The sequence below is a fragment of the Bradyrhizobium sp. CCBAU 11434 genome, assembly GCF_028128895.1.
Lineage (GTDB): Bacteria > Pseudomonadota > Alphaproteobacteria > Rhizobiales > Xanthobacteraceae > Bradyrhizobium > Bradyrhizobium zhengyangense.
The window spans coordinates 59,113-70,649 of record NZ_LBJX01000093.1 but is presented as its reverse complement, the minus strand read 5'-3'; the positions used below and the strand labels follow the sequence as shown (position 1 = coordinate 70,649).

General features: G+C 64.2%; 11 protein-coding genes. All 11 read right to left on the bottom strand.

The annotated features are described in order from the left end of the window. Positions 1-108: 108 nt before the first annotated feature. The 11 genes from XI06_RS24170 to XI06_RS24120 all read right to left on the bottom strand — a co-directional run bounded on the left by XI06_RS24170 (position 109) and on the right by XI06_RS24120 (position 11,468). Positions 109-1,461, bottom strand: coding sequence for a pyruvate dehydrogenase complex dihydrolipoamide acetyltransferase (locus XI06_RS24170; protein WP_237862099.1), 1,353 nt, complete (start codon positions 1,459-1,461; stop codon positions 109-111). Positions 1,462-1,523: 62 nt separating this feature from the next. Then, positions 1,524-1,976, bottom strand: a complete 453-nt coding sequence (locus XI06_RS24165; protein ID WP_237862097.1) for a nucleoside deaminase — start codon at positions 1,974-1,976, stop codon at positions 1,524-1,526. 2 nt (positions 1,977-1,978) lie between these two features. Further along, complete coding sequence (locus XI06_RS24160; RefSeq protein WP_237862095.1) at positions 1,979-2,281, bottom strand: DUF5076 domain-containing protein; 303 nt, start codon at positions 2,279-2,281, stop codon at positions 1,979-1,981. 3 nt (positions 2,282-2,284) lie between these two features. Continuing rightward, complete coding sequence (locus XI06_RS24155) at positions 2,285-3,667, bottom strand: pyruvate dehydrogenase complex E1 component subunit beta (protein WP_237862093.1); 1,383 nt, start codon at positions 3,665-3,667, stop codon at positions 2,285-2,287. Between the two features lie 29 nt (positions 3,668-3,696). Further along, on the bottom strand, positions 3,697-4,719 hold the full coding sequence (gene pdhA, locus XI06_RS24150) for a pyruvate dehydrogenase (acetyl-transferring) E1 component subunit alpha (RefSeq protein ID WP_237868793.1): 1,023 nt from the start codon (positions 4,717-4,719) through the stop codon (positions 3,697-3,699). 253 nt (positions 4,720-4,972) lie between these two features. Beyond that, positions 4,973-6,355, bottom strand: a complete 1,383-nt coding sequence (locus XI06_RS24145; protein WP_237862090.1) for a glycerophosphodiester phosphodiesterase family protein — start codon at positions 6,353-6,355, stop codon at positions 4,973-4,975. 146 nt (positions 6,356-6,501) lie between these two features. Further along, entirely contained in the window at positions 6,502-8,019 is a 1,518-nt protein-coding gene (gene adh / locus XI06_RS24140; RefSeq protein WP_237862088.1) for an aldehyde dehydrogenase, read from the bottom strand. A 135-nt stretch (positions 8,020-8,154) separates the two neighbouring features. Beyond that, positions 8,155-9,114: a helix-turn-helix domain-containing protein gene (locus tag XI06_RS24135; protein WP_271606674.1), complete on the bottom strand. Its 960-nt coding sequence runs from the start codon at positions 9,112-9,114 to the stop codon at positions 8,155-8,157. A gap of 190 nt (positions 9,115-9,304) precedes the next feature. Continuing rightward, a complete protein-coding gene (locus XI06_RS24130) occupies positions 9,305-9,622 on the bottom strand; it encodes an FtsB family cell division protein (RefSeq protein ID WP_271606673.1) in 318 nt (105 codons plus the stop codon). Positions 9,623-9,727: 105 nt separating this feature from the next. Continuing rightward, entirely contained in the window at positions 9,728-10,279 is a 552-nt protein-coding gene (locus tag XI06_RS24125; protein ID WP_271606672.1) for an NADPH-dependent FMN reductase, read from the bottom strand. Positions 10,280-10,472: 193 nt separating this feature from the next. Beyond that, positions 10,473-11,468 (bottom strand): MBL fold metallo-hydrolase, encoded by a 996-nt coding sequence (locus XI06_RS24120; RefSeq protein ID WP_271606671.1) that lies wholly within the window; start codon positions 11,466-11,468, stop codon positions 10,473-10,475. Positions 11,469-11,537: the final 69 nt, after the last annotated feature.

The following is an 11,537-nucleotide window of genomic DNA, read 5'->3' as shown; positions in this document are numbered from 1 at the left end:
TCGTAGGGTGGGCAAAGCGAAGCGTGCCCACCGCCTTCCAACACTATGAAATAAGGTGGGCACGGCGCTTTGCGCCTTTGCCCACCCTACGTATGCAACGTTCGCGGCTCACACCATCATCATGACGGGGTTTTCGATCAGCTGCTTGAAGGCGCCGATCAGCTCGGCGCCGAGCGCGCCGTCGATGGCGCGGTGATCGCAGGACAGCGTCACGCTCATCATGCTCGCGATCTCGATCTTGCCGCCGCGCACGACCGGACGCTCCTCGCTGGTGCCGACCGCGAGGATCGTGGCGTGCGGCGGGTTGATCACAGCGGTGAAGTGGCTGATGCCGAACATGCCGAGGTTGGAGACGGCGGTGGTGCCGCCCTGGTACTCTTCCGGCTTCAGCTTGCGCGAGCGGGCGCGCGCGGCAAAGTCCTTCATCTCGTTGGAGATGGTCGAGAGCGTCTTGGTCTCGGCCTTGCGGATGATCGGCGTGATCAGGCCGCCCGGCATCGCCACGGCGACACCGACGTCGGAGTGATGGTGCTTGACCATGCCTGACTCGGTCCAGCTGACATTGCAGTTCGGGATCTTCTGCAGCGCCACCGCCATCGCCTTGATGACGAAGTCATTGACCGAGATCTTGTAGAGCGGCTTCTTCTCCTTGTCCTTCGGAGCTGCCGCATTGATCTCCTCGCGCGCGGCGAGCAGCTTGCCGATGTCGCAGTCGATGGTGAGATAGAAGTGCGGGACGTTCTGGATCGACGCGGTCAGGCGCTGCGCGATGGTGCGGCGCATGCCGTCATGCGGAACGACGTCGTAGGAGCCCGGCTCGAACAGCGACAGGATCTGCTTGTCCGACATGGTCGGCGCGATCGTGGGTGCACCGGCGGACGGCGCGGCGGCAGGCGCCTTGAGGCCCTTGCCCGACTTGGCCTGTTCGACGTCGCGCGCAACCACGCGGCCGTGAGGACCGGTGCCGGTGACCATCCCGACGTCGATGCCGGCTTCCTTGGCGAGACGCCGCGCCAGCGGCGATGAGAACATGCGGCCGGCATGGCCGTTGCTCTGCGCGGCCGGTGCGGCAGCTTGCGGTGCCGGAGCGGCGGCAGGTGCCGGAGCAGCCTTGGGTGCAGCAGGCGCAGGCGCCGGTGCAGCAGCGGGAGCCTCGGCCGCCTTGGGCGGCGCGGCGGAGGCGCTGGGCTTGGCGCTACCCGCGGCCTTCACGTCCTCGCCTTCGCCGGCGAGCACCGCGATCACGTCGTTGACCGGGACGTCCTGCGTGCCCTCGGGCACCAGGATCTTGGCGATCGTGCCCTCGTCGATGGCCTCGACCTCCATGGTGGCCTTGTCGGTCTCGATCTCGGCGATGACGTCGCCTGACTTGACCTTGTCGCCTTCCTTCTTCAGCCACTTGGCGAGGTTGCCCTTCTCCATCGTCGGCGAAAGAGCTGGCATCAGGATGTTGATGGGCATGCTGACCTCACGAAGAACTTCTCAAAACGTCGTCCCCGAAAGTGAAGACGAACAGACCAGGTTTAGTTGCCGATGTCGCCTTGCCAGAGGCGCTCATTGGCAGGGATGGAGCGCCAATTCTTCATCATGGTGATGGAGCGATCGTCGGCAAGGTCGATCCAGGGAATCCCGAACTTGTCGAGAATGTCCTTGGATCCCTCAAAGGTGACGGATTCGCCGATCACCACGAGCTTGACCTTGAACAGAGCGAGCGCGCCGGCACACATCGAACATGGCGACAGCGTGGTGTACATGACGGTGTCGTGGAACGAGATCGCGCCGGCCTCACGCAGGCAGCTCATCTCGCCGTGCAGGATCGGATTGTTCTCCTGCACGCGGTTGTTGTGGCCACGGGCGATGATCCTGTCGCCGCGCGTCAGCACGGCGCCGATCGGCAGACCGCCTTGCGCGATCGAGGCCTCTGCCTCGCGGATCGCCTCCAGCATGAAATCGTAATGGTGCGCTTCAATCGCCACGGTCAGTGTCCCTTCCCGCGCGGCGTCGTGGTGCCGGTGTCGGTCGGACGCTCGATCTCGGCCTGGAACATGTCGAGGATCCGGTTCAGCGCGTCCTCCTCGGTGTATTCGCTCTCGCGCGCATAGGCGCGCGCGGCGTGGCGGGCGAGATCGACCAGCAGCAGGCCCCACATGTCGGGCTCCTCGAAGGCGCGCTGGAATGCCATCGACAGCCCGCCATCCAGCACGAAAACGCGCAGGATCTCGACCGCATCGTCGCGGGTTATGACGTCGGGCGGCAGTGGCTGCTCCTTCGGGCCCGCCATGGTCTACCTGTAGCAGACGGCTTTGGCGGCCTCGACGACCTCAGCCGCCGAGGGCAGCGCGAGCTTCTCCAGGTTCGCGGCATAAGGCATCGGCACGTCCTTGCCGGCAACGCGCGCAACCGGCGCGTCGAGATAATCGAAGGCGTTCTCCATGATGCGCGCGGCGATCTCGGCGCCGACGCCGCTCTGGGCCCAGCCCTCTTCCACCGTGACGGCGCGGCCGGTCTTCTTGACGGAGTTGATGATCGTCTCGGTGTCCATCGGCCGCAGCGTGCGCAGGTCGATCACCTCGGCCTCGATGCCTTCCTTGGCGAGCTCGTCGGCGGCCTTCAGGGCATAGGTCATGCCGTTCGACCAGGAGATGATCGAGACATGGCTGCCCGCGCGCACGATGCGCGCCTTGCCGATCGGAACGATGAAATCGTCGAGCTTCGGCACCTCGCCGGTGTGACCGTAGAGCACCTCGTTCTCGAGGAAGATCACCGGATTGGGATCGCGGATCGCGGCCTTGAGCAGGCCCTTGTAGTCCGCGGCCGAGAACGGCGCGACGACCTTGAGACCCGGGACGTTCGAATACCAGGCCGAATAGTCCTGGCTGTGCTGGGCGGCAACGCGCGCGGCTGCGCCGTTCGGACCGCGGAACACGATCGAGCAGCCCATCTGGCCGCCGGACATGTAGAGCGTCTTGGCGGCGGAGTTGATGATCTGGTCGATCGCCTGCATGGCGAAGTTGAAGGTCATGAACTCGACGACCGGCTTGAGCCCGGTCATGGCAGCGCCGACGCCGACGCCGGCAAAGCCGTGCTCGGTGATCGGGGTATCGATCACGCGTCTGGCGCCGAACTCCTGCAGCAGGCCTTGCGTCACCTTGTAGGCGCCCTGATATTCGGCGACCTCTTCGCCCATCACGAACACATCAGGGTCGCGGCGCATTTCTTCGGCCATGGCGTCGCGCAGCGCTTCGCGGATGGTCTGGGTGATCATCTCGGTGCCGGCGGGCACTTCGGGATCGGGCTCGGCGACGGCCTGTGGCGCAGGTGCAGCCTTGGGCGCAGGCGCTTCGGCCTTGGCAGCGGCTGGCGGTGCAGACTCTGCGGCCTTCGCCGCCGGTGCAGGCGCCTTTGCAAGATCGGCGGCGCTCTCGCCATCCGCCAAAATGGTCGCGATCGGCGTGTTCACGGCAACGTCGGCGGTGCCTTCCGGGATCAGGATCTTGCCGAGCGTGCCCTCATCGGTCGCCTCGACCTCCATGGTGGCCTTGTCGGTCTCGATCTCGGCGATGACGTCGCCGGATTTGATCGTCTCACCCTCTTTTTTCAGCCATTTGGCGAGGTTGCCCTTTTCCATCGTGGGCGACAACGCGGGCATCAGCACTTGAATTGGCATATCGACTCCAAAGAAAGCTTGCGCGCGTCTTAGCGGTAAACGTCGGTCCAGAGCTCGGCGGCATCCGGCTCGGGATCATGCTGGGCAAAGTCGGCGGATGCGTTGACGATGTCGCGCACCTCGGCATCGATCGCCTTGAGGTCAGCCTCGCTCACCTTCGCCGCAAGCAGGCGGTTGCGTACCTGCTCGATCGGATCCTGATCGTGGCGGACCTTCTCGACCTCCTCGCGCGTACGGTATTTTGCAGGGTCGGACATCGAATGGCCGCGATATCTGTAGGTCTGCATCTCCAGGATGAAGGGGCCCTTGCCGGCGCGGCACCAGGCCGCCGCCTCTTCGCCCGCGGCCTTGACGGCGCGGACGTCCATGCCGTCGACCTGCTTGCCGGGGATGTTGAAGGACACGCCGCGCTTGGAGAAATCCTGCTGCGCCGACGCGCGCGAGACCGAAGTGCCCATGGCGTAGCGGTTGTTCTCGATGACGTAGATCACCGGCAGCTTCCAGAGCTCCGCCATGTTGAAGCTCTCATAGACCTGGCCCTGGTTGGCTGCGCCGTCGCCGAAATAGGTTACGCTGACATTGCCGTTGCTGCGATAATTGTTAGCGAATGCGAGACCAGTGCCAAGCGAGACCTGCGCACCGACGATGCCGTGGCCGCCGTAGAAGTGCTTCTCCTTGCTAAACATGTGCATGGAGCCGCCCTTGCCCTTGGAATAGCCGCCGCGGCGTCCCGTGAGCTCGGCCATTACGCCGTTGGCGTCCATGCCGGTCGCAAGCATATGACCGTGGTCGCGATAGCCGGTGATGACCTGATCGCCCTGCTTCAGGGCCATCTGCATACCAACTACCACGGCCTCCTGGCCGATATAGAGATGGCAGAAACCGCCGATCGCACCCATGCCATAGAGCTGGCCGGCCTTTTCCTCGAACCGCCGGATCAGGAGCATGTCGCGGAGCGCCTTCAGCTCCTGCTCCCTGGTGAACTCCGGGGGCGAACCGCCGTTGGTTTTGTCTTGCTCAGCGCTTGCGGCGGCTTTCTTGGGTGCGGCCATTGGAATTCCGGGTCAGAGAAATCTAGGTCCTCTCTAACCCAACTCAATCGCGTGTGAAAGCACCGCAGCGGCATGGCGCGACTTTCATTATGCCGCACTGCAACGTGGCCGAAATTTTGCAAAACCTTTGGCGCTGATCAGGCAACATTCGCTCCTCGCCTGCGAGAGCTCTGCACGCAGATGAGGCAACGACATCGGACACGCATATCTCGGGCGCTGACGTCCCGATGCGTGTCCGATTCGAGCGGTCGGGCTACCAGCCCAACTCGCGCAAATACGCAGCACGGGCGGCAACGCCTGTGTGCGTGAAGTCGGTGAAAACGCCGTCGACACCGAGACGGAAGAACTTGAGATATTCCTGGGCCGGATCGGCGTGATAGTCGGCCGCGAGATATTTCTTCTCGTTACGGAACGTGAAGACGTGGACGAACAGGCCGAGCTTGTGCGCGTCGGCAATCAGGCTGGTCGCCTCCTGCGTCGAAGCCTCCGGTGTCGATCCCTTGTAGGGCGTGCCGTCGGCTTTGGTGTCCTTCCACGAGGCGACCTTCAGCGGAACGATATAAGCTTTCCACGGGCCGATGCCGTCTGCATAGGTCTTGATGTCAGCCAGGCCCTCAGGCGTCAGCATCGCATCGTACAGGCGCGCATCGCCTGCAACCGTCCAGTCGAACGGACGTGAATTGGTGATGTTGTCGAGCAGCACCTTGCCGGATTTGAAGTCGATGCCATTGCCGTCGATGAGCTGGACCTGCCGGGTCTGAAGGCCGTGGCTGCGCATGTATTTCAGGCTGCCGGGCTCGAAGCTCTGAACGAAGATGGGCGCGTCCTTGGTGTTGAGGCCGTTGTCGCTGATGATCTTGATCAGGGCATCCTCGAGCGGATGGCTGCCCGGCGCGCCGCAGCCGTTTGCGATCGCCTGAGCATTGTTCCAGGTCGGGTTCTTGGTTTCCGGATAGACCAGGATGGGACGCCCGGTCTCCTTGCTCTTGGCCTTGGCGATGTCGAGGATGTCCTGGAAGCTGATGACGGGGAATTTGCCGTTGAAGATCTTCGGCCGCTCGTTGGCGGCGTCATAGGTGGTCCCGCCGATCCATTGCTTCAGCTCGGCCATCGTGAAATCGGTGATCGACCAGTCGTTGGTGTGATCCTCACCGTCGACGATCAATGACTTCAGCACCGATTTGGGATCGGCGGGATTGGTGAGATCCGTGAGATAGTCAACGGGCGTCCCGGCGGCGGCCGGAGCCTTGACGCGCATACCTGATACCGTGCGCTTGCGTGCCGCGACGACAGGGTTGGTCTTCGCGACTTCGGCGACATTGGTGTTGTCGGCCAGCCAGGGGTTGTGGCGCGCGACCAGGACGCAATCCTTGGTGAGGTGCAGATCCTCTTCGAGCGCGTCGGTTCCGAGCGCGGCAGCGAGATCGTACGAGGCCTCGGTCTCTTCGGGCACCAGGCCCGGCACGCCGCGATGTCCGAGAATCAGCGGCGCCTTTCCGTCGACGGTCAGGAAGGGTTTTGCGCTGGCCGGAGCGGTCTGCGCGCAGGCCAGGGACGGCGCAAGCGACGCCAGGGCCGCCACGCCGAGCAGCATCGCTCCGACATGTATCTTCCGCTGCAAGGGATTGGTCGTCATGGCCGCGCCTCCGTCTGTGCCTGGCATCGCGTCGTCGCGATCGGGCTGTCGTCTTGTCTCAACAATCTGACAGACGGATGACGGTGGGGCGGCGATCGCCGATCTGCACAGGCGGCGCCGACATGACGCCGCCTGTGCCTGCTCGATCAGAAGAAGCCGAGCTTCTTCGGGCTGTAGCTGACCAGGAGGTTCTTGGTCTGCTGGTAGTGATCGAGCATCATCTTGTGGGTCTCGCGACCGACGCCTGACTGCTTGTAGCCGCCGAACGCGGCATGGGCGGGATAGGCGTGGTAGCAGTTGGTCCAGACCCGGCCCGCCTGGATCGCGCGGCCGAAGCGGTAGCAGCGGTTGGCATCGCGGCTCCAGACGCCGGCCCCGAGGCCATAGAGCGTGTCGTTGGCAATCGCGAGCGCTTCGTCATCGGTCTTGAAGGTCGTGACCGAGACGACGGGTCCGAAGATCTCCTCCTGGAAGATCCGCATCTTGTTGTTGCCTTCGAACACCGTCGGCTGGACGTAGAAGCCACCCGAGAGGTCGCCGCCGAGCTCGGCCCGTCCGCCGCCGGCCAGGACCTTGGCACCCTCCTGCTTGCCGATGTCGATATAGGACAGGATTTTTGCGAGCTGCTCGCCGGAAGCCTGCGCACCGATCATGGTGTCGGCTGCACGCGGATCGCCCTGCTTGATGGCGGCCACCCGCTTGAGCGCCCGGTCCATGAAGCGATCGTAGATGTCCGCATGCACGAGCGCCCGGCTCGGACAGGTGCAGACCTCACCCTGGTTCAGCGCGAACATGACAAAGCCTTCGATCGCCTTGTCGAAGAAGTCGTCGTCCTCGGCGGTGACGTCCTTGAAGAAGATGTTCGGCGATTTGCCGCCGAGCTCGAGCGTCACGGGGATCAGGTTCTGGCTGGCATATTGCATGATCAGCCGGCCCGTCGTGGTCTCGCCGGTGAAGGCGATCTTGGAAATGCGAGGGCTGGAGGCGAGCGGCTTGCCGGCCTCCAGGCCAAAGCCGTTGACGATGTTGAGCACACCAGGCGGCAGGAGATCGCCGATGATCTCGGCCCAGACCATGATTGAGGCCGGCGTCTGCTCGGCGGGCTTCAACACCACGCAATTGCCCGCAGCGAGCGCCGGCGCGAGCTTCCAGCACGCCATCAGCAGCGGGAAGTTCCAGGGAATGATCTGGCCGACGACGCCGAGCGGCTCGTGGAAATGATAGGCGATGGTGTCGTGGTCGATCTCGCCGATCGAGCCTTCCTGGGCGCGGACGACGCCCGCGAAATAGCGGAAATGATCGATGGCGAGCGGCAGGTCGGCGGCCCGGGTCTCACGGATCGGCTTGCCGTTGTCCCAGGTCTCGGCGACCGCGAGGCGCTCGAGATTCTCCTCCATGCGATCGGCGATGCGATTGAGGATCGCAGCGCGCTCGGCGACGCTGGTGCGTCCCCACGCGGCCTTGGCGGCATGGGCCGCGTCGAGCGCCGCTTCGACGTCCTGCGCTTCGGAGCGCGCGATCTTGCAGACGACCTTGCCGGTCACCGGCGAGGCGTTGTCGAAATATTTGCCCGAGATCGGCGCGACGAACTTGCCGCCGATGAAATTGTCGTAGCGTTCGGCGAACGGACTTTGGGTCACGCCGAGGAATTCCACCTTGTTCATTGATCACTCCCGATGTTGATGTTTGCGCTAATCGTCGTGTGTTCACGACTTGCGCTAACGATCTCGCGGGACGTGTTTTCTGTCAGCCCGGGGGGATGCGATGGCGGAGTGGACCTGTCGCAGAACTGCGACAGGTCAGTGCTTCAGCTCGAACCGCTTCAGCTTCCGATGCAACGTGGCGCGGCTGACGCCGAGGGCCTTGGCGGCGGCCGACACATTGCCGCCGGCGCGGAGCAGCGCCCGTTGCAGCACCGCACGCTGACCGCCGGCGAGATGGTCCTGTGCGGGTTCGCCGCCGAGCAGATCTGCCGCGGGAACCGGCTGCAGCTCCCTGCCCGGCGCGATCCCGAGTCCCACCCGGGCGGCGCGGGTCGCACCGATCACGAGATCATCCGCATCGACCGCGACGAGACCGATGGACTGGCCGTCCGGTCCTTGCGTCAGCACGATGCGGGCATGGGCGAAGGCCCGGCGAAACAGATCAGCCTCGATGCGCCTCGCCGCCTCTCCCGCGGCCAGCGCGATCAGGCTGGAGAACGCATCGGTGCGGTCGGCGCGGCAGGAGGAGACATCGAGCACGCCGGCAAAGGCCGCCTCGTGGTCGTAGATCGGAACGGCGGTGCAGCTGAGCAGCGTGTTGCGCGTGAAGAAGTGCTGGTCGCGATCGATCGTCAGCGGCCGCTGCTCGACGACGCAGGTGCCGATGCCATTGGTTCCCTCATGCTCCTCGCTCCAGAGCGCGCCGGTCCAAAGGCCCCAGGATTGAAATGTTGCATCATCCGCCGGCGTGCCACGGCGGTCGACCGGCACACCGTCGCCATCGGCGAGCAGCACGCAGCAGCCGGCCGCACCGACCGCCTGATAGAGCCGGTCCATGGCGCCTTGTGCGGCGGCGAGCAGCGGCGCGATGCGCTCGCGCGCCTGTCGCAGCTCGAAATCGCTCAGCCGCAGCGGTGCGTTGTGGCCGGAAGGGTCGAGATGATGCAATCGGGAGGAACGGCGCCACGAAGCCACGAGCGCGGACCGAGCCGCCTGGCCTGATGCAATGGCGGCTTCGACACGAGCCGCGTGATGCCGGGGCATTGACCCATCCATCACCGTTTCCTCCGGGAAGCAGTCTAGGGGCGCCTCGCGCAACCCGATTGATCTTCGTCAACCTTTGGCGGCACCGCGCCGGGACAAGGCACGCCGGCCGCGCCGACGTCAAGGTGGCGGTTCGGAGTACGACTTCCGGAACGATGGAGGGAACGGCTTGCGCGCGCTTGTTTCGAATGCTGCGGAAGCGCTAGTTCTGCGAGATCGTCCGAACCAGATCGTGCGGATTGACATAGTCGAGCTGGAACCGGGCCCGCTCGTCCAGCATGTCGGGGTCGATCTTCTCGGTGCGCAGCAGCGACACGCGCTGCTCGCTGCGGGCACGCTCGCGCTTGAGCTGGGCCAGCTCGCTGGTCAGCGCAACGATCTCCTGGTCGAGCTCCTGGCGGGCATTGAGGCCGTATTTGCCGGTATAGGCGTTGACCCCGAAATAGCCGACGATGGCGACCGCCATCGCATAGAGAGCGAGGCCGGTCAGGACAGATTTGAGGCGGGCGCGGGAGACCATTTTGGCAAGATGGGCCAGCTTGGTTAAGGGAGTGCTAATCTCCCCTGGGCCACCTGTCTCCGTCATGCCAAGCTGGTCCCGGGCATGACGGAGGCACGAGCCGGCTCAGCCGTGGTGCTTTGCGACGTGCGCGGCGAAGGCGTCGATGTAGGCCTGGAGCACGGGCTTGAGCGACTCCTTGACCAGATTGCCCTCGGCATCAAAGGCATCGCCCACTGCGTTCAGGTAGGTCTCGGGCTGCTGCATGATCGGGCCGGCAATGCCCGGCAGGATGTTCTGGAGCGTCTTGGCGGCGCTGACACCACCGAGCGGGCCCGGCGAGTTGGAGATGATGCCGACCGGCTTGCCGTTGAACGTGCTCTTCCCATAGGGGCGCGAGGCGACGTCGATGGCGTTTTTCAGCACGCCCGGGATGGCGCGATTGTATTCCGGCGTGACGAAGATGACGCCGTCGGACTTCTGCAGCTTCTCGCGGAAGGCCAGCCAGTCGGCGGGCGGTGCGCCCTCGAGGTCCTGGTTGAAGAACGAGATGCCCCCGAGGGCGACGACCTCGAGCTTGAGCGAGCCAGGCGCGAGCTTGGCGAGCGCGTTGGCGATCTTCAGCGAGAAGCTGTCCTTGCGCAGGCTGCCGGCGATCACGACGATGTTGTAGGCCATCAGATTATCCTTGGTTTGTCTTTGAAACCTTGAGGGGGGAAGTGCCGGCGGCACTTAAGCGATCCGCGCCAAAAGATGCAAGTGCATGAACCGATCTGATTTGGAAACGCTAAGTTTCCTGGAAGCAGACGGTCGCCCAAAACAGTCGGGCCGCCAAACGGCGGCCCAATCTTTCGTGCAAATCTGCAATTGATCAGATCGTGGGATTCCACGCCGACGGGATCAGGCGATATTTCGCGCCGTCCTTCTCGACATGGCCGACCGACGGGAACGTGAAGTGGAAGCCGACGACGGTCGCCTTCTCGGCTGCCGCCATGTCCAAGAACTTGTGACGCGTTTCCTGCGCCATCGCAGGATCGTTGTCGAACGCCACATGCCAGTCGGGATTGCGCAGGAAGAACTCCGGAATGTTGGTGACGTCGGACTGGATCAGCACCTTCTTGTCGCCCGAGGCGACCGCGAACGAAGTGTGGCCGGGCGTGTGGCCCGGGGTTGCGATCGAGGTGATGCCTGATACGACCTCCTTGCCCCACTCATACTTCGTCACCTTGGACTCCAGCCCCGCAAAGGTCTTCTTCACGTTGGCGAAGTAGTTCTTCGTCATCTCGTTCGGAGCCTTGGCCGCGTTCTCGTCGCTCTCCCAAAACTCCCAATCCTTCACCGGCACCATGATCTCGGCGTTCGGGAAGGCAAGGCCGCCGTCGGCCAGACGGATGCCGTTGGTGTGGTCGGGATGCAGATGCGACAGCAGCACGATGTCGATGCTCTTGGGGTCGACGCCGGCAGCCTGCAGGTTTTGCAGGGTGCGGCCGACCGCGCCCTTGCTGGGCTCCAGATTGGCGACGCCGTTGCCGGTGTCGATCAGCACGAGCTTGGAGCCGGTGTTGATGAGTTGCGGGTTGAATGGGACGGTGACCATGCCCTTCGGCATGTAGGCGGCATCCGAAGCGGCGAGCGCCTCGTCCTTCGGGATGTTCGTGACGAACTTGTCGGGCATCGGGAAGCTGCGCGCACCGTCATTGATCGAGGTGCATTCGAAGCTACCGACCTTGTAGCGGTAGAAGCCCGGCGCCTGAGCGCCGGCTTGCGGCACTGCGGCATTTGCGGTGGACGGCCGGAGGCCAGTCGCGGCAGCCGCGCCGATGGCGGCCGCGCCTGCGAGCAGATGACGGCGATTGAAATCGATCATGAAGATGTCCCCTTCTGAGCGCGCGTGGCGGTTTTTCCGCTTTCAACGCGGCGGAATAAAAATCCCGCT